Genomic DNA, 19,313 nt, shown 5'->3' with positions numbered 1-19,313 from the left:
GGGTGGTTTTGCTTTAACCGAGGTCAGCATTCATAGGGATGGCCGGGACTTTTCGCAACAGAGATCACACCACATATCTTGCTTTGTTCTCGGCGAAAGTTGTCCCTATAGTGCAACGCCCACGCCTTACCGCTTACGAAGAAACAGGCGCCTTGGAATTCCAAAGCGCCTGTTCGGCAGCCATCCGCATTTTACATTCCCTTCATCGCACGTGTCGGATTCAGTCCAAACGCTATTCGGGTCGTGCGGTTGGATTCGTCTGTGTGCGGCCATTCCGTGTCGGCCGCCGTCTGGATTGCGAAACGTTGGTCATCCACGGCCTGCAAGGTTTTCGCGAGTTCCGTGCGGCCGTTCGCAAGCGCTGTCTTTGCTTCCGCCACAGCCACCGACGCTGCGACCCATTCCTCCCGCACTTTGTGGAACTCCTTCAGCCGGACATTGATCCCCGGCAGCGTGTCCTGCGACGCGCGATCCAGCACCGTTTGCGATGCCTGCGCCAGGCTGGCTGTGTCCGTATTCCACTTCTTGCTGATGAGGTAATCCTCAAGCAGCAACCGATTGGTGCGGGCATACTTCTGCTTGGCCGCCTTCTGGATCTCGCGGACCATGGCCGCCAGATTCTTGCGCGCAGCTGCTTCATTCGACACAGCCACACGCCGCAACGTCGTGCTCACAACTACGACCGTCGCCCCTTCACGGGCGGCCTCGATCAACTTCAGAAACTTTCTTGTATGTTCCGAAGTGATGTCGCGCCCGGCCAGCGCCATCGCGTAGGCCTCGTGTTGCGCTGCTGCGCCGACTGTATCGGCAAGCATCAGCCCGTATGCCTGGGCCCTTGATAAGGGGCCAGATGATTTGCTTTTAACTGTTGCTTTCAATTCCGGAGACAACTCAGTAGCCACCGGTGTGTTTTCGATTTCCATAACTTTCTTTCTAAACCGAAGCGGGTTGGCTCCGGTTAAGTCATTGCCCTCAGCACTAGCAATGCCAAGGCCACTGACCGCTTAGTCGCGGCATCAAACGGCGCCGGTTCAGAGGCTGACGCTCCGTGCAATCGCCATTGAACCGGCGAAATACAGAGGATTAACAATCTTATTAATAACTACCCATTGTGGGGAAGGTCACGGTCAACAACGTGGGATTGGGATTCGCTTCTTTTGAACGTCACGTGTCAAATGGCGCGGGACTGGAGGGACCGTAAACACGCAGGCCGAGAAGCGATGACCTGGACATGATATTGAAACGCGGAAGTCCAGCAGTGGTCCGGCACAATTCTCCCCGGTGACGGCAACTCTTTCCGCATCAGTCGCACCGAGCATTGTTATGTTTCCAGCACCGGATCGGAATGTGCATTGGTCCTGGGCAAATTCCGGCATCCTTGTCGCGAAACCGGTCTCTCAAGCCGCTGCGGCCGTCTTTCTGAAGCAAATTTCTTCGGGTTAGGGCTTAAACCTATCTTTTTAACCTGGATTCCGCCTTTCGCAGGCGATTTCCTATCTTTTTGCTGCGAATCCTATCGCTCCAATCCAAAAACCTATCTTTAAACAACATCCTCTTATCACTCAGCGGCTTTCCCTAATCATGTTGCCGGAAATTCCATCGAATTGTGACATTCTCTTAACGCGTAGACATGTTTCCTATCCGCCTGGAGCCCCGACCTATCTTTTTGTCTCATCTCCCATCTTTTCTTCGATCTTTCAAAGATCGGAGGACATTCCCGAATGTTTTGGCGAGCAAAACCTAAAGTCGAACCGGCTCGCCCAGCCCGAGGGAACGCCGAAGCATTCGATAAAACCTTGTGAGCCTTTCTCGTCCGTCTTGGGATGCTCGGTCAGCCGGCGATGCTTTGACGAGACCTTCTTTCACGCGTCTTCGGCCAGTGCGGTTCAAACTCTGAAACAATCTACGAGAAGAAACGATTCGGCAGGCGCTCGATTGCAGACGTGAAAATCGATCCTTGCAGCCGTAACGCAGGTTTCATTCGGCATAACCTGTTGTAGCACTGATGCTGTGGTGGTAACGGACACTATTTGGCTGAGTCCTGAGATGATGATGTCGTGACCAGGAGAAGGCGAGAACGAGCGCTTGTGAGCGGCCCTTTACCGCCAATTCTTGGCCTCGAGAGCTGTCAACACAGCTGTAGTGAATCTGGGGTCGAGATCTCCTGCTTCCTGATGCCGAGCGCCAGTTGTCTTCATCGGTTTTTCGGGGTCAGACGTCCGAGGCGGCGGAATTCGCGGAATGAAATCTGATCACTGCTTCCGTGCGGGAACTGACTTGGAGTTTGCCGTAAATATTTTCGAGATGCCAGCGAACGGTGCCGGCGCCCAGGCCGAGGCGATTCGCGATTTCCTTGTTTGTGAGGCCATGGGCGAGGAGTTCCATGATTTTCCTTTCACTGGGACGCAGGTCTTCGACTTCTGCAGCGGCGGCAAAGGGTTGCCCAAAAGCGGCGATGACTTTGCGGGCGATCTCGCGTGGCATGGGCACGCCACCAAGCCGAGCCTCGCGGACGGCCAGCGACGAGGTCTTCGTGCGTGCAACGCAGCGCAAAGCGCATCTTGAGGCAGCGAACGTGATGCAGAAGGGCAAGCTCGTCCACATCGACGGGGCCGGTCACAATCTCCATCACGACGAACTGAAAGAACCGTGGAAGTGCTCACCGAGTTCCTGTCAACTCTGCAACTGTAAAGCCGAGGTCCCACAATTGGTCTCCTATGTATGTTAAATAATGTTTTGGGAGCCTATGCTGAAAGAGTCGCGACGTTTGCATATCTGACAGCTGGTGTCAGTTCATTGAAGATTGGCTTTTGTGCAACGGCAACGGTTAGTGCAGAGGCGCGTGTCCGGTGAGCGGCTTAGCATGGCCGCCGAAAACGTTGGACTGCCTGCGCGGCCACATCGCGCATCCTTTGTTCTCATTTAGCGGTCTTGGTCCTGCTCAATTGGGGCCACAGGAGCCCATAGGCCGCTACAATCATAAAGCACACGAGCGGAACAATGAACCCACGTGACATATCGGAACGATCCGCAATATGTCCCATCAGCTTTGGCAACAGCGCTCCCCCCATGATTGCCATAACGATATATGACGATGCCCGTTTTGCGCGGGAACCCAAACCATGAATTCCTAGAGCGAAGATCGTCGGGAACATAATCGACATGAAAAAGTAGCTGATAAACACACTTGCAACGGATAGCCAGCCAAGCTTGCTAAACACCAACAAGCACGCCAGGACATTCAGTATTCCATAGAGACTTAAAATTCTGTGAGCCGGAAACCTCTTGAGCAATATGGCGCCAGAAAAGCGTCCCACGAGAAAGCAAACGAACCCGAATGACGCGAGATTGGCTGCACCCCTGTCGCTCAGGCTGAGAGCGCCAACCTCATTTTTCTCGAACCAACCGGAAATTCTGCCTGCGTTCCACGCAGGCGGAATGTCTGGCGTCTGCGAAGTCATGTAATTGATAAAGAAACTGAAAATACCGGACTGTGCAGCCACGTAGAAAAACTGGGCGAAGACGGCCATAACGAAATGCGGATGTAACCATATCGAACGCGAAATGCCAGGAGAAGCATCGTCCAGATGGTATTCGTCTTCCGCCCTGATGTCGGGTACGCTGGCAAAATAGAAGACGAGGGCCAGAATGAGGACTACCACACCCACTCCGGCGTACGGAATCCACAGGGTTTCGCTCCCGGTGCTCTTGCCGGCGGCATCTTTGCCATAGAAGAACATCCCCCCGGCGATCGGTCCGAAAATCCAACCTATTCCGTTGCAGGATTGCGCTAGATTAATACGCGTGGCGGCGAATTTTTTATCTCCAAGCACGGTCGTATACGGATTTGCGATCGTTTCCAAGAACGTCAATCCGGCGGCTATCAAACAAACGCCAAAAAGAAACGCCCAGAATTCAGCGATCTTCGAAGCCGGGATAAACCAAAAGCCTCCTGCTGCAACCATCAGCAGGCCAACAATTATGCCGCCCTTGTAACCCAGCCTGGTTGCCAGCCACCCAGCAGGGACAGCCATTAAGAAATAGCCGAGATAATGAGCAAACTGGACCCATGCCGACTGTGATAGCGTCAGGCCAAGCTCCTCCTGAAAGTGCTTGTCCATGACATCGATCATGCCATTACAAAAGCCCCAAAGAAGAAAGAGTGAGCTAATCAATACGAACGTAAGAAATACGTTTCTGCCATCGCTCGTGACGAACATACCCTTTTTCGACAGCTTTCCGTTGCTTTTCATAAGTAGATCGCTCTTTGAATCGGCCTATAACACGACGTGAAGCTTCGTTACAAGGCTCGGATTGTCCCTCCACTTTGCAAGCGCATCGCCCGCCTCAGCAAAAGGGACAGAACGGGTGATGGTCTCATTTACAGGATAGCCCTGGGATTCGAGAACTTTGATCACGTCGGCAAAGTCCTTGATGGTCGCATTTCGAGAACCCCGAATATCGAGTTCCTTCATCACAAAAGCCTTTGTTTGATAGGTGACAGGTTCCTTCGCATAACCAATATAAACGACGCGGCCTGCAAAGGAGACTTCATCGACGGCTGCCCGGAACGTTTCGGGCGATCCGACTGCTTCAATCACAACATTGGGACCTTCCCGGCCGGTTAACGCCTGAAGCCTTTCCGGCAGATTCTCAATCCGGGAATTGATTGTCTCAACCGCACCTGCCGTTCTGGCCAATTCGAGTTTGGAGTCATCGATATCGACTGCGATGACCCGGGCGCCAGCCACCCCTGCTGCGCCGCTGATGGCGCCAAGACCGATCATGCCACAGCCAAAGACCGTCACGGTATCGCAACGGTTTACACATCCGCGTTCTACAGCGTGAAAGCCCACACTCAACGGCTCGACAAGAGCGTGTTCGGCAAGTGTAAGCCGCTCAGAACCGACTAAACTCTGCCAGGGCACGGCGATAAATTCGGTGAACGCTCCGTCTCTTTGGACGCCGAGGGTTTCATTATTCCTGCAGGAGTTTACCCGCCCGGCTTTGCACGGAACGCATGCTCCGCAACTGCTGTAGGGCAAAACAGTAGTTGATTGACCAACTTTGAATGTAGCGGGAACCTCCGTTCCCACTTCAGCGATCAGGCCGGCGACTTCATGGCCTGGAATGCGTGGATAGGTCACCAATGGGTTGACACCACGGAAGGCATTGAGGTCCGATCCACAAAAGCCCAATCTCTTAACCTGTAACAGCACCTCCCCGCGGGCCAGCTTTGGTTGGGGAATCTCCACATAGCCGGTTCTGCCCGGCTCCGAAATCACGAGGGCCTTCATAATCGGTAGACCTCCGTCGCCGTCTCGCCAAAAATGCGGCTTTTTTCAGTGCTCGTGAACCCATCGACCCAGTTCGAGACAATCCCGTGCCAACGAGGATAACTGCACGCCAGGAGGCAGACAGGCCAATCGGATCCAAACAACAATCGCTTTGGCCCGAATGCTTCCGCAGCCACATCGAAAAAAGATCGAAGCTGGATTTCTGCCTGATCTCCGAAATCTCCTTCGGTTACCATTCCTGAGACTTTGCAATACACGTTTGGCCGCTTTGCCAGATCGCGCAGATGTTTGTCCCAAAGCTCGAAATCACTTTTCGCGATAGAGGGCTTAGCCAGGTGGTTAAGCACGAAGATTTGATTCGGATGCGCATCGACAAGCGTGATGGCGTTTGGAAGGTGGCGGGAGAAGATCAGAATATCGTAGACCAGGTCGTACTTCCTAAGTTCGCGGATACCGCGATTGAAATCCGCACGCAGAAGAAACCCCTCCGGTTCGCACTGAACGACGTGACGGATCGCTTTCAGCTTGGGATGCGCGGCAATGATCTCCAATTCAGAATCAATCCGGGTCGAAACCAAATCGGCCCAGCCCACAACGCCTTTGATGAAATGGTACCGTGTCGCAAGATCGAGTAACCACTGCGTCTCTTCGCGAGTTTGCCGCGCCTGGACCGAAATCACGCCATCCAATTTCACGGCCGCAATTTCGGCAAGCAGATGCTCCGGTAAGAAGTCCCGTTGGATCGGCTTCTTGTCGTCCCCTATCCACTCGTATTCGGTGGAATTGTACCGCCAGAAATGTTGGTGAGAATCGATCCTCATATCGGGCACTCACTGCATACGAGGCTGAAGAATGGAAGTTTCGACGGGCTGGTTCATTCGATCGCACTAAAAGTCAAAACGAAGCGAAGGGATAATCTCTGTCTACCAACCCCTCTTCCTTCAAGGTCCGCCAGAAGCGGGAAGGAATCTCCTGTGTGGCCGTTTGAATATTATCTTTAATGCGCTCCGGCTTTCCGGTGTTGAGGGCCACTGCAATTACACCCGGCAGTGCCAAGCCAAATTGCACACACGCATCTGCGGGGCGAACGCCAAACCTTCTGCAAACCCGGAAAAAACTGTCACGCCAAACATATAAGTGGGAGTCGTCATGAAGGCTGGGTTTGCGATAATCGAACCACGCACCGCCGGTTAAGAATCCACTGTGGAATACCGCTGAGTTGATAACTCCTACTCCTCGCGAATGGAGGTGTGACACAAAATCCAACAGCTCGCGGGGGTGCGAAAAAAGAGTGAGGCTGCAAGCCAGCATCACCCAATCGAGATCTACCCGTTCGGATACCTCGCGAATGACGCGCCAGTTTTTGGAACCAATACCGACGGCATCGACATTTCCCTTTGCCTTCAACTCGAATAGTGCGCGATACGCATCAACCAGACTTTTGAATCGTTGGGTTCGTTCCCAAGGGGTCTTTGCGCCGTCGAGAAACTGATCTGGATCGTGAACTGAAACCATCCGGGATGTGTAGCCGGGTCCGATTAGCGCACACCCCTGTTCAAAGCATTGAATGATACCTTCATAGCTGATCCGCAGTTCGGCGTCGTGCCTGAGGTCCGCCCACACGCCTGGTTCAAAGGTGGGCTGCCCTTCTCTAAGTGGAACGCGGTACCAGCCAAGCTTGTTGCTGATCAGCACCCGTGCTGGGGGAACGTGCAACTTTCTCAGCGAATCTCCGAGCACTTCAAGGGCGAGACCGGCGCCATACTTTCCAGCGGAGTCAAAAACGGCAGGGATGGAGTGCCGGACCACCTCACTGACAATCGCATGTCTGGTATCATCCTGGATCACTTGAAAGAGATTTCCCAGGCAGCTGGTACCAAAAACAATACGCGGAAGACGCAATCCTGTTTTTCCGAGAACTCTCGGTTCGGACGCGGTCATCGTTGCGGAGTACAAGCTCAGAGGATTCCCTTGTTCCTTATCGGGGGTCGAATCAGTTACTAACTTCATTGATCAAGCTGGAGAAACATTGAGGGCGAACTTGGGTTCAGGGGAATTGAATTTGAAAAGTCTCCACCTGGAGTGAAACGACTCTCGATCACGGGCGTCCAAAAGATCAGAGGCAGAGCCAGGTTCGTCGACGAGATTACTCGATAGGAACCATTGGGGGTCCCACCCGTTCCGGTGATTTCCAAATTGGTCCCCAATAAACGCGATCCGGATATGAATGGCCGCAACAGGGGTAAACGTGTAATCGCGATACTCCCGTCCACGAAAAGTCTGTTCGTCCAGATCAAACCCTCCGGAAGCACCGGCAGATTGATTGCATCAAATGCTCCGCTGCGGGCCGCCGCTTCAAACAGCATGAATACCTTTCCGTCAGTCAACTCCCCACTCAGGTTCGTCACAATCAACGTTCCGCCATACGAGACCTGCGTAAGAGCGCGAATTGAATCGTTGGTGTTGGCGGCGGAGTCCAGTTCCATCAAGGTCGTGCTGCCCGCGCCAAGTGTGAGTAAATTATTGATTCTCAGAGCTCCCACTGAACTGCCCGGAGATAACGTTCCGTTGATCGTGACCGGGCTCTGGATCAACCCATCGCCGGTCAGGGACGAATCGGTCAACGCCCTCACCGCACTTGAAGCTCCGATGATTCCCGACACGTTTAAGGTTCCGTTGCTGACAACGGTTTCACCTGTGTAGGAATTGTTCCCGGCAATGGTGAGCCTGCCCGCGCCCTGTTTCACGAGCTCGGCGCCGCCATTGATCTGTCCGACGTTCTGCAGCGTGCCGGACTGAAAATACAATTGATCGATCAGGCGAATGGCATTGCTGCTGATGTTGTCCGTGCCCCCAATCGCGTGCCCGGTGAGGTTTAGAACCGAATCGGGATGATTAAGATTCAGACTGGCTAAACGCGGAGCAGGGTTCGCCGCGCCGATGCCGCAGAGGATGTCTCCATTCACGACGAGCGTTCCTCCGGATACGTTGAGGGTGCTGACCAGGGTGTTATGACCGGCGGCAGAATTTTGCGTCGCCAGCACAATATCATTCCCCACCGAGACAGTGCCGCCGGTGATGTTCAACGCTGCGGCATTGGTCGAAAGAGGACCGTTGGAACCGAAGCCGGTGCCCATGACAATCCCGCTGGAGCCAATACTCACAGTGCCGCCGTCGATGTCCAATACATTGAACCATCGAGCCGGAGTGCTGTTTGGGTTCCCAGAACGATTGCCCACTCTCAAAGCTGTTGTGTCAAGGACGCCGCTGGAAAATCCAAAGTAATTCGATGAATAGGAACTGCCACTGCTGCCGCGGTTGTCTTCACCCACACGTAGTGTGCTCAGCAGGAGATCCACATGATGATCCTTCAAGTTCATAAACTGATTTGATGCGCCATAAGTAGTACCGACGTTGGGACCAACCGTGAGCGCTGCCCTACCGCTGCCGTTTGCGGCGCGCAATGTGAACGTTCCGCCCGCCGTATTGAACGAGACCTGGCCTGAGTCGCGGGTCACACCCAACTGCAGCGTATCCACGTTAAAAACATTGCTGCCGCTGCCGAGTTTCAATAGATGCGGCTTCGCGCGCTGGCTGTTCCCGATGTTGAAGATTCCCGCGGTGATGGTCGTATTGCTCGCGAGGGTCAATACGGTGGCGCTGTTGCCGTCGCCAGCAGTCGACCGATCGCCAAGATAAAACGTGCCATTCCCAAGGTTGATGTTAGCGGTGGCCAGGCCGGACATGTCGAGGTAAGTGCGCGTTGCGCCGGCGCTGCCGGGATAATCGTTCCCATTAACCTGAAACACGCCGCCGGCTGTCTGCACGTTAAACGCACCTGCCCCCCGAATCGATGTGAAGCTGGCCAGGTAATGTGGCAAAGCCGAGTCTCCGATCACCACACTTCCATTCACTGTCAGAGTGCGCCCTGCTCCGATCACGATCTGATTTGTTATGCGCGTTGAATCCACATAATCCGGGCTGGTATTGACCATGGCCGTCAAACGCAGCGAAGCGATTCCGAGAGAGCCGACGGTCTGGCTCGCTGAAGTCAGATCCAAGGCCGCCACGGAGTGCCGGTTGGAATCGCTTTGTCCGAGGAACAACGCCGTGTTCGGCGGGAACACGTTATGGGTTCCGGCAATCACCGTTCCATTTTCAATGCGTGTCGCTCCGGTATAATCAGTGGCGAGATTCAAGGTCAACGTGCCGGTTCCCGACTTTGTGAAGGAACCGGCGCCAGTGATTTTTCCACCTCCGCCAATAATGTAGTTGGAAATTGAATTCTCAACGGTGACAGATAGAGGCGAAAGAGTTCCCACGACGTTGACGACAAAGTTTGAAGCGCCGTCATCAAACAGGACGCGGTCCTTCTGATTGAAGGCGCTGGCTGATTCCGAGATGCTTTCCAGCCAGTTTGAAGTGACGCCAATGTTCCAGGCGGAGCCCGCTGTTCCCCGCCAGACAAGGTCGCGCCCCACGACATTCGAAACAGCCATGAACACGTGATAGGGGCCCGCGCCGCTGTTGGTGTAAAAGCGCGCCGACAATCCCGGCGCTGAAAACAGGGTAGAAACGTCACCGACGATTGATGAAGCATTGCTGATCACCATGTAAGTGCGATTCGTGAGGTAACCGTTCAACATATGAGCCAGGAATGTTACCGGACGAACGATGCCCCCGTTGGTTGGAGTCAATGTCAACACTCCACCGGATTGAAGTCGTATCAAATCGTTCACTCCTGCCCCGGCGTTGGTTCTGCTCGCCAGGTTGTATAGAAGCGTCGCGCCGTCCAAGGCAAGGTGGTTCACCGTCAAGGTACCTGCAGAACCAATCCCGTTTGTTCCCGGTGACAGGACGCTCCCGTCGTCAGCAGTGACCACGCCGGCGATCCATCCGGCGCCGCCGAGTACCGCCTTTGCAGCCACACGGACTGGGCTGTTGCTGATGGAACCATTCACAAGCAGACTTCCGCCTCTGACTAGCGTCGGGCCCTCGTAACCATTCCCCGCGGCCAACGACAGTGAACCAGACCCAATCTTTTCAAGACCGTCATCACCCCCCAGCGGCGCGCCGAAGTAAACCGAGGTGTTTTGCACTTCAATCACCGGAGGCTGCATAGGATTGCGCGTTGAAAGATAGAGGGTTTCGCCCCCTGAAACCGTCCAGGAATGGCCGGGAATCAAATCGTTGAAACCAATTCCGCCGACCGTTCTGGAGAGTTCAAGATCGATGACGCGGTCCGCTGTGATATCAATGGTGCTGAAATCGGCGAAGGTGCCAGTGCCATTAGGTATTGAACCGCTCTCCCAACGCGTGCTATCGCCCCACGCCGAATTGGCATCCGAAATCCAAGCGCCACCCCCGGCTTTAAAATTTCGCGTATGACCCCAATAATGGCCATGTGCGTTCGATGCGTAGAATCGATATGAGTAATCACTTCCGGGAACGAGCCCGTTGATGGATTCCACCAGCACCGCCGGGTTCGTCGCGAAAACTCCGACGGTGGCAACATTCGCCCAGGCCGCAACATTGGTCCCGCCGTCCGCTTCGCCCCAATACAAATTCACCGTCGTTGGAGCTGTGCCGGCGGAGATCAACGTTCCCTGCACGCTTGCATCAGTCCCGCTCCAGCTCCGGGCACGATCAGTGCGGATTCCTGGCTGTTCGAGACTCCAACCGTGGATACCGGGAACCCAGTAAGGTCCGCCGGTTTCGTAAGCTCCAAGATCCGGTTTCGCGCCCTTGTAGCCGTCGGAATATCCCGGGATCACAATGCCTGCATCAATTGAGGTCGCCCCAGGTTTCAATCGAAAATCGTGATTCTGCCAATCCATCAATTGCGCTTCGGGCGCCCACGCGAGATAAAGATTATTGCTGAGCACAATGAGCGGAGATCCAATTGCGAGAGGCCGGGCATTGAAAATGGTGTTATTGAAAAAGTTGTCGTTCTTCGAATTTGAAGCCACTTGAATGGCATCACGACCGATCTCGTTCCACAACACGTTATGGTCGATATCGTTGTTTACACACGTCCCATCGAGGTAAATGAGCACTCCGGATTGCCGCCAGGGAAACACGTCATGAAACCAGTTGTAAGCCAGCCGCGTTCGTTCGGTATTGCTGCCGGATGCCGCATAAAAGACGCCGGTATCCTTCGTGACTTCCGCTACTCGCGTCACATCGTTGTACAGGATCTTGTGTCCGGTCTGGCTATCGTTGGCGGGAGCGAATCCAGCCCACCCGGCATTGCTGATGGTGTTGAAGGTAATCAGATGGCGTCGACCACGGATGTTCATACCCGCGCCGTTGACGCCGGTGTAGCTGACGTTGTAGATGAAGTTCCTTGTCAGCACATTGCTCATGCCCTGAATATAGACCCCCGAACTCGCGGTGTCGTAGATCGTGCAACGCTCCAGCACACTATTGGTGCTGGCGATGTAAATTCCACGGTCCCATGCGTTCTGGATGTCTCCGGCATCGCCGACGGAAAACTTGAGGTAGTGGCTCAGAAACCGTGCGTCGCAATCAATGAGCGCGAGACCGTATCCCCGCGCCATCTGCACGCCGCCGACGCGCAACCTTAAACCCTGCACCTTCACGTAATTCACGTTGGCAAAGCTCACCGTCCAAACCCGGCGCTTCACTTCCACTAGATGCAAGTTGGGATCCTGACCGTTCGGAATTCGCAGGTAGAGAATGTCAGCCACCGGATCCAGATGCCATTCCTTGTCGGAATCGAGCAGGCTCATCAATCCGAACAGGTAAGCAGGTCCGCTGCCGGTGAACCACTGGCCACTCATGGTTCCATTGGACATAGTCAGGCTGTTTCCGGAGGAACTTCCGACAATGGCGGTCTGATGCGCCCATGCGCTGCCAAAGCCGCCCAGCATTCGGGCACCCGCCCAGAAGTTTGCTGGCTTACCCGCCCAATCCGGGGATGTTACGACGTTGTTCGGTGATCCAATCGTCGCCGTCGTCACTGCCGGATGAAGCAGATCGCCGTCACCAAAATTCGGGAATCGCGCCTGGTGCATCATCTCGCCATCCACGAGCACCTGGTTGCGAGCTTCACCCAAATCCCAATCAACCGTCGCCTGGTAAATGCCGTTGGAATACGATGTCCAGTTGGTCACTACATCCGCTCCAGTCACCGTCACCACTTCGTTCGAATATGCAGTTATAACAATCGGTAAAGCCGCGGTTCCAGATCGTGTGGGCTGAAGTATTTCCCGGTATACGCCGCCTCGAATGTAAAGAGTATCCCCCGGAGAAAGAAGCAGCGTGCCGCGAAACAACGTCTGATACGGCGCCGAGATTGTGCCGGGATTACTGTCGGAGCCATTCGTCGCGTCAACGTAATAGCTAGCCCCTTGAGCGGGCAAATCGAACCACATCAGAGAAACCCAAATCAGGGCCGACAACACGCGGTAACGCAGATCAGCGAATATTTGTTGAATTTCCGAGTGCTTCATTCTGTGGCTCTCATTGTTTTCACGGTATGACAGGTTGGTTCCGCGATCATCTCATTCACGCTGAGAACGATTCTCGACGATGCAGGCTACCCCAATAGCCAAACCAATATCTGATATATCGTTAATACCAGATGCCCTCAAAGGCAAGGCGAATGATCAAATGTCGGGGGCTTTGACCGGAATGGCCTCCCCGGCATCTTCAGTTTCGTACTATGAGTCTAGAAGGAAACGGGAGACTGAACGCCAGGAGGCGGGCTAGACCTTGGAAGTCTTTCGAACGGATTTTTTGCTGCCGTTCTTGGAGGGGGAAGCAGTGTCTTTGACCGGCTCAGTTACACGGCTCGATTCCAGCATCTTCATCTGTTGCGCAACGTTGAACTGCACATGCTCCCGCATGGCTCGCTCTGCGACATCGGGGTCGCGAGTGGCCAATGCCTTGACCAACTGGCCGTGCCAGTTTCGCGGAATCCCCAATGCGGCTGCATTGACCGTGTTGAAAACCATCAAGCGCCGAAACCATAGGTTCTGCAGTGCGTCCACCAACCCGCTATAGCCCGTCGCTCGCGCCACGCCTAAATGAAATTCAAGGTGTTCTTCGGCGGGAGTGGCACCCTCCGGATCGCCCTTCAGAATTTTATCCAATTCCACCGCCTGTCGTTCCAACGTCTCGAGCTGTTTGTCGGAAGCATTCTGGGCACATAAGCGCGCTGCCTGACATTCAATCGCTTCGCGCAAAACATGATCATTCCGGGCGGCATCCACACTCAAAGCCCGGACCCGATGACCGTACATGGGTTGACTCTCCACCAATCCGTCCTTTTCCAGCTGATGCAGGGCCTCGATGACTGGAATGGGACTGACGCCCAAGCGAAGGCTCAAGGTTCGTCTCACGAGCCGGGTGCCGGGGGGAGTGGTGCCGGACAGAATCTCGCGCCGCAAGGTTTGGTAAACCTGAGCCTTGAGAGTCTGGAAGCTATCTTGCATGTGCGGTATATCTATCGCACGCCGTTTTAAATACAAGAATAAAGGCCGGTCAAAACGATGACGCTTGACAAAAAAAGCGGAGAATCGCGAGGTGAAAAAGGAATATTAAAGTAACCAGATTCAAAACGAACTGTTTCTGGCCGACAGTCGCGTTTGTGCAGCGCGGCAGACGAATTCACGGCCTCAGTCGCAGCACCGGCGGTCACGCGATCCAGCGCGTCCGGGACAGCATCCAAAGTTCACCGATTCTTCGCCGTTTCATAGATCGACTTCATCTGCCAGGCGTCAAACGATTTGAGCATCGAATTCCGACCCTGGCTTCGCAGCGACACGCCGACACTGTCAGAACGCCCGGGATACACCCGGGCGGCAACGCACTGCTTACCATTGATGAAAACTTCGACGATGCTCTTGTCGACGAACACGCGGAGCTTTAGCGGCTCATCGCGTGCAATGGCAATCTGCGCGGTTTCGGGAGCGCGCGATGTGGCTGAGTCGAGTTCGGATGAATACGAAGTATCAAGGCTGACCGAGCTTTGGAACGAATCCCCAGTTCGAGCCCGGCTGATGACGTAACCACGATTCCGGAAAAACGCGATCCGCGTGTACTCTTCCTTGCCAGGTGATCTCAACACATTCAACTCAACCAACGGTGCATGACTGGGCTCGATCTCAAGAATGTATTCCGCGGCATTGCCGTGGATATTTGTGAGAACAATCTCCTGATTTGCCGGCAGAGAAACATTCTCCACGCGGCGATGACCGTAGCGAAGCGATTCAATGTCGCCGGCCGGCTCGACCTCCAAGACGTCCTTTGAGGCGAGCGTCAACCGTCGGGGCAGCGTCATCAGCTGATTCCAGCCCGGCGTGGATTTCGCGGGATTGACGTTGAAGATCGTGATCACGCCTCCTTTGCCGTCCGGAAACGCAGAGGGCGCGTGGACTCCGCCAGGTGTGGAGGGACCAAAATTGAATTTCGCATGAGACGTCGCAATAAACTTGTCTCGTTGCTTGTCGTAATCACCGATAAGATATTGGCCGCCGCTCATGTGACTGAAGAAAAGTAAGATATGACGGTCCCCAATCGGCCAGAAATAGGGACACGCTCCGTCATCGCCCACCATGGTGAAGCGATCATCCTCCACGAACTGGTGCAGGTATTCCCATTTTACAAGGTCTATGGAACGGAAAAGATATTGTGCTGGAAGCGGCTTTCGAGCGGGGCCAGTGGGCATGGTGCTGCCGGAAATCGAATAATACATCCCATCCTTTTTCCAAATGCAGGGATCATACACATTATACGGCTGCGCCGGCTCACCCGGCTTCCTCCGGGGTATCACTGCCGCTCCTGTGAGCTTCTCCCAGTTCAACAGCAATGGATCCGATGAGACAGCAACGATGTTGCCGACCGCTGTTCCGTGGTACATCGCAATCGCGCGATCCTCTTCAATCAAAATTGCCCCGGAAAAGGATTTCTCTTCCGGGTTCGGGTAAATGGCGTAAGGCAGATCACGCCAGTGAATGAGATCCTCGCTGACGGCGTGGCCCCAATGCTGGCGGGTGTCTTCGGGCGGATATGCCTGATAAAAGAGATGCCAGCGGCCCCGCCAAAATGAAAGCCCGTTCGGATCGTTCAAGCGAGCCTCGGGGTTCACGTAATGATAGAACGGACGATGCGGATCACTGGACAACTTTTCCCGTGATTCGGCAAACCGCCGCAACAGTGAGTTGGTTTTAAGTTGAGCCTTCTGCTCCTCAAGTGTTTGTCCGAAAGTAAACCTCGGCACACGAGAAGTGAGATTCGTGCTGGTTCCCTGTGCGAAGGCCGTGGTTGTTCCAGCGGCGAATAAAAACGCGGCTGCGGTCCGGATGCACAGAAGCAGGAATCTTTTATGTTTTGTCATGGGCGGATTTTGACGGGTTCTTAAACCAGCATTCGCTGGCCTGTATTTCAGCGCTTCGCGGAAGCGACCTTAGCATTCTCGTCCCAAATGGACTTGATTTGATGGGCGGTAAGAGATTTCAACTGAGCCCCGCCCTTTTCAGCGGACAGACTGAAATCTCTTTGTGCTGCATCAAAGAAGACAGCTTTTGAAAATGAGACCTGATTCTCATCTGCAAACACTTCAATAGAGGCACGGTCCAGCAGAACCCGCAAACGAAGAGTTTTTCCAGCGAGCCGAAGCGGAATCTTGGAGGTTCCAATTTCCAAAAGATGGCGAGCCCTTGAGTATCGGATCAATTCACCACGCACGTTAAAAATAATCTCGGCGGCTTCGTCCAGTTCGATCTCCATGCGAATATCCAACGTGTCCCCAGTCAAATCCGCCAGGGGATTCTCACCGGGTTTAAGCATCAGGTTGCGCCAGGACCTTTTCTCCCCATAAAGCTTCTCAATCGCCTTGATCGGTTCCCGGCAGATCCGCGGACCTTCAGCAAACTGTTTAAGCGTGATCTCGCATGGAAAGGTCATCTGTCCGTGCCAGACAAGCCGCATAGGCATGAGATCCGCCCCTTTTGGATAATGAAGAAAACCCATTTGAATCGGCGGGGTTTTGCCATCCCGTGTTTTCTTCCAGGTTTGAGGCGCATAGGCGAACTTGGCGGCGCCATAATCAGCCCGCAGCTTTTCAGACTCGGGCTTGAACTCGGTGCCGTCAAAGGACCCGAGCTTGTAATTGTAGCCAGCGTCCATCAGCACCCACTTTTTCTCCCCCCGCCGACCACCCCGGACAGGCAGTTCGAAAAAATCAGCGCATTCATTGAAATCACCGATTCGGCTGAGAAAGGTCCAATCAAGAAGGTTGGTCGATCCGAAGAACACAAAGCCGGTCTTGCCGTCGCCGTTGAAGGGTTCTTCGTGCCGGATCATCCGCCATTGCTTTGTTTGTGGATGCCAGAAGACTGTCGGATCTCGATCGTTGCTCGCGATGCGCGGCAATACTGGATTCTGCGGATGTCGTGTCCATGTCACACCGCCATTGGTGCTGTACAGAATACAGCTTCCGGTCTTGTAATCAGTGTAATAAACCACCAGCGTTTTTTGCCTGCCGGTTTGCAGTCCCAGAGTGTTGTCCCAATCCACAATGCCGCTGCCGCTGCCAGGTTTGTTGTCGTGGATCGGATCGAGAACGGAAGGCTTCTCACTCCAATGCAACAAGTCCGAGCTGGTGGCGTAACCCCACCGTTTGTTGCGATTCTTCCGCCGCTCCCACTTGTCCGACATGTAGAACAGATGGTACGTGCCGTTGTCATAAATAAGCCCCGTGGCATCGCCCACGAATCCCTGAATGGGGGTGTAATGAAATTGCGGCCGCAGCGGTTGATTATAATGCTGATTCGCGGCGGCCTCTTCCGGAGAGATATCAAACGATGGATGGGGAGCGTTCTTTTCCACCTTTGGCGCGACCGCAGTTTGTCCCGAAACGAGAGAAGATATCGCAAGGTATGCCGTCAGAACCATCGCCGATGCACAGAATGTCTTCATAAATTAGCTGGTTGTTTGCTTCAACTTTTCAAATCTGCTGCAGAAAACATTGCCGCCATCTGGAAGTTACGTGCCGACCTGCTCCGGTTTCGACGAACACCCGGCATCGCGGCCTTTTCAACGGTTCGGGCAGCTCCGCAGAAGAGCCCCCTCTGCGGAGCGTGCAATGCTCAACGTTGGTGAATCATTTTCCAACCGTGTCAACCGGCCCCGGGAAATCAGGCCCGCCAGCAGCCACGTAGCCATGGCTCGCGCCGGTTGCATCGGGCGTCACCCAGAATGAATACAGTTCGCCCTGCTGCAGAGTAAAACGGAAGCGCACCTTCTTACCGCTGAGCCTGGACAGATCATCCGCGCCTTTCCAAGCTACCTGCAATTTGGTCCGGTCGCCCTTAAGAGTAGTGCAATTCCGGGCGGAGAACGGCGCAATAACTTTCCCTGCTTCATCGAGGACCTCCACCTTCAGTTCACCCTTGGGCGCATTCACATTCACAAACATATGCTTACCCTTGAATGTCACCGGGCGCGTGGTCAACGTTCCTTCTTTCGTGTCGGCGTTCATTGACGCAAAACCGTCGCGGCGCAGGAACGCCACACCATTTGCACCGCCTGCGTAGGTGGCTGGGACGCCATTCGTTCCTTCCGCAGACCAGCCGCTGTAGTAGAAATACAATTTATCGCCGACGACCGTGCAGATGCCAACGCCGGAATGCAGATAGCTCCGGTCCCAATCACCTGGCTTTCGGGTCGAAGCCAGGAAGGGCGTCCGATCCGGTCGATCCCAATGAAATCCATCACGGCTGTACGCGGCGTACAGATCAATGATCTTGCCAATATCATGCTTGTTCCAAGCCCGGGAAGTCATAGGGCCTTTCAGCAATCCCCACACACCAATCATGATGCTTTCATAAGGCATCGCATCGAGATTGTATAAATGCACGGGGTCGCCGTACAACTTTGCATAGTGCTCGGTCAACTCAGCGACGGGGCGATTCGAGGAGACCGCCTCCGCCGCGATCATTTCAGGTGTGGGTCGGTAGGATGCCACCAGGGGATCAGGCAGATCGAGAACATCGGGATGCGCCCAGGGGGATTCCTTTTCCTTATCCCAATTCATGCCAGTAAAAAAGTCGTCGCACTCAACATAGTTGCGGGAGCGGCCATCGCGATACAATCGAACACTGAACACCCATTTCTTGCGAAATGGATTATAAAAAAATGTGGTGTTGTCACCGCATTCCGGCAGATGTCCTTTGAAGTCCCAGTGGATACCATCCCCCGACGCATAAGCCGACGTCTTTCGAATGTGGTTTTCGAAGACTGTTAATTTGAAGCGCTGGGATGGGTCCTTGGTATAAGGATCGCGAACGATGCTGGTGCCGTGACGCACCAACCGGCCTCTCGAAGGCAGCACACGATTGTTACCAGGTTCAATATCTGTTTCGGGACGTGTCCACTTCAATCCATCCTTGCTGGTGGCAATCATGGTGCCATCGCGCCATCCCGCCTGGTACCACATCTTGAATTCGCGCGCTTCGGGATCGTAACAGACGCCGTCACTGATCATCGCAGCCAAAGGCAACTTTCCGTTATTCAACTCAGTTGGAGTTTCAGCCTTGAGAATCGGATTCCCTTCATAGCGTTCTGGATAATGCCATTCGCGCTTGAGGGTACTGCTCTCAATCAAAAAATCGTCCACAAACAACTGGCGCCCGACATCAATTGGCACAACTGCGGGGCGATTTGACAGGTAAGGCACCGGCCGAACCTTTCGGCCCGGTATGGGTGTGGTCGGCGGCCATTGTTCGGGTAATTGAATCCCATTGTATAGAACCTCGCCCACGCGCGGCTCGGCTGCCGGGACAGTCCCGGTGAGGATTCCCACAGATACGAGCGCCAGCAGCCGCAGTTTCAGATTGCCAACGAGCCGTGAACCAGCATCACGATCTCGCACTTTGGCTTCAAGTCCGATGGTATTTAACATTCCGTTTCGCATGAATTTATCAGAAGGGAGTTTCAATGGATTCTTGATATATCGGATATTTACAAAGCAGGACGAGCATGCCAAGC

At 54.2% G+C, this 19,313-nt stretch carries 11 protein-coding genes; all 11 read right to left on the bottom strand.

The features are described from left to right. Nucleotides 1-191: 191 nt before the first annotated feature. Entirely contained in the window at nucleotides 192-815 is a 624-nt protein-coding gene (locus VEH04_13435; protein HYG23781.1) for a hypothetical protein, read from the bottom strand. Nucleotides 816-2,211: 1,396 nt separating this feature from the next. After that, nucleotides 2,212-2,484: a LuxR C-terminal-related transcriptional regulator gene (locus VEH04_13430; protein HYG23780.1), complete on the bottom strand. Its 273-nt coding sequence runs from the start codon at nucleotides 2,482-2,484 to the stop codon at nucleotides 2,212-2,214. 434 nt (nucleotides 2,485-2,918) lie between these two features. After that, a complete protein-coding gene (locus VEH04_13425) occupies nucleotides 2,919-4,253 on the bottom strand; it encodes a sugar MFS transporter (GenBank protein HYG23779.1) in 1,335 nt (444 codons plus the stop codon). A gap of 24 nt (nucleotides 4,254-4,277) precedes the next feature. Continuing rightward, nucleotides 4,278-5,297 carry a zinc-binding alcohol dehydrogenase family protein gene (locus VEH04_13420; protein HYG23778.1) on the bottom strand — a complete coding sequence of 340 codons (1,020 nt, stop codon included), beginning with the start codon at nucleotides 5,295-5,297 and terminating at the stop codon, nucleotides 4,278-4,280. Further along, nucleotides 5,294-6,118 (bottom strand): amidohydrolase family protein, encoded by an 825-nt coding sequence (locus tag VEH04_13415; protein HYG23777.1) that lies wholly within the window; start codon nucleotides 6,116-6,118, stop codon nucleotides 5,294-5,296. The genes VEH04_13420 and VEH04_13415 overlap by 4 nt, the downstream gene beginning before the upstream one ends. A 73-nt stretch (nucleotides 6,119-6,191) precedes the next feature. Then, nucleotides 6,192-7,238 carry an aldo/keto reductase gene (locus VEH04_13410; protein HYG23776.1) on the bottom strand — a complete coding sequence of 349 codons (1,047 nt, stop codon included), beginning with the start codon at nucleotides 7,236-7,238 and terminating at the stop codon, nucleotides 6,192-6,194. A 65-nt stretch (nucleotides 7,239-7,303) separates the two neighbouring features. After that, a complete protein-coding gene (locus tag VEH04_13405; GenBank protein HYG23775.1) occupies nucleotides 7,304-12,772 on the bottom strand; it encodes an autotransporter-associated beta strand repeat-containing protein in 5,469 nt (1,822 codons plus the stop codon). A 255-nt stretch (nucleotides 12,773-13,027) separates the two neighbouring features. Further along, nucleotides 13,028-13,756, bottom strand: a complete 729-nt coding sequence (locus tag VEH04_13400; protein ID HYG23774.1) for a GntR family transcriptional regulator — start codon at nucleotides 13,754-13,756, stop codon at nucleotides 13,028-13,030. Nucleotides 13,757-13,995: 239 nt separating this feature from the next. Continuing rightward, nucleotides 13,996-15,660, bottom strand: coding sequence for a glycoside hydrolase family 32 protein (locus tag VEH04_13395; GenBank protein ID HYG23773.1), 1,665 nt, complete (start codon nucleotides 15,658-15,660; stop codon nucleotides 13,996-13,998). Nucleotides 15,661-15,707: 47 nt separating this feature from the next. After that, the gene (locus VEH04_13390; GenBank protein HYG23772.1) at nucleotides 15,708-17,243 is read right to left on the bottom strand and encodes a glycoside hydrolase family 32 protein; all 1,536 of its coding nucleotides are present in this window, start codon (nucleotides 17,241-17,243) and stop codon (nucleotides 15,708-15,710) included. A 184-nt stretch (nucleotides 17,244-17,427) separates the two neighbouring features. Next, nucleotides 17,428-19,227, bottom strand: coding sequence for a glycosyl hydrolase family 32 (locus tag VEH04_13385; GenBank protein HYG23771.1), 1,800 nt, complete (start codon nucleotides 19,225-19,227; stop codon nucleotides 17,428-17,430). Between the last annotated feature and the right edge of the window lie 86 nt (nucleotides 19,228-19,313).

The sequence above is a fragment of the Verrucomicrobiia bacterium genome (assembly GCA_035629175.1).
Lineage (GTDB): Bacteria > Verrucomicrobiota > Verrucomicrobiia > Limisphaerales > DASXHY01 > DASXHY01.
The sequence above is the reverse complement of the archived record's forward strand: the minus strand, read 5'-3'. Positions and strand labels throughout refer to the sequence as shown.

What these genes read in the sequence shown, in the direction of transcription:
- VEH04_13390 (HYG23772.1), bottom strand. Translation starts at nt 17,243, where the DNA reads ATGAAGACATTCTGTGCATCGGCGATGGTTCTGACGGCATACCTTGCG.
- VEH04_13430 (HYG23780.1), bottom strand. Translation starts at nt 2,484, where the DNA reads ATGCCACGCGAGATCGCCCGCAAAGTCATCGCCGCTTTTGGGCAACCC.
- VEH04_13400 (HYG23774.1), bottom strand. Translation starts at nt 13,756, where the DNA reads ATGCAAGATAGCTTCCAGACTCTCAAGGCTCAGGTTTACCAAACCTTG.
- VEH04_13425 (HYG23779.1), bottom strand. Translation starts at nt 4,253, where the DNA reads ATGAAAAGCAACGGAAAGCTGTCGAAAAAGGGTATGTTCGTCACGAGC.
- VEH04_13395 (HYG23773.1), bottom strand. Translation starts at nt 15,660, where the DNA reads ATGACAAAACATAAAAGATTCCTGCTTCTGTGCATCCGGACCGCAGCC.
- VEH04_13385 (HYG23771.1), bottom strand. Translation starts at nt 19,227, where the DNA reads ATGTTAAATACCATCGGACTTGAAGCCAAAGTGCGAGATCGTGATGCT.
- VEH04_13405 (HYG23775.1), bottom strand. Translation starts at nt 12,772, where the DNA reads ATGAAGCACTCGGAAATTCAACAAATATTCGCTGATCTGCGTTACCGC.
- VEH04_13415 (HYG23777.1), bottom strand. Translation starts at nt 6,118, where the DNA reads ATGAGGATCGATTCTCACCAACATTTCTGGCGGTACAATTCCACCGAA.
- VEH04_13435 (HYG23781.1), bottom strand. Translation starts at nt 815, where the DNA reads ATGCTTGCCGATACAGTCGGCGCAGCAGCGCAACACGAGGCCTACGCG.
- VEH04_13410 (HYG23776.1), bottom strand. Translation starts at nt 7,238, where the DNA reads ATGACCGCGTCCGAACCGAGAGTTCTCGGAAAAACAGGATTGCGTCTT.
- VEH04_13420 (HYG23778.1), bottom strand. Translation starts at nt 5,297, where the DNA reads ATGAAGGCCCTCGTGATTTCGGAGCCGGGCAGAACCGGCTATGTGGAG.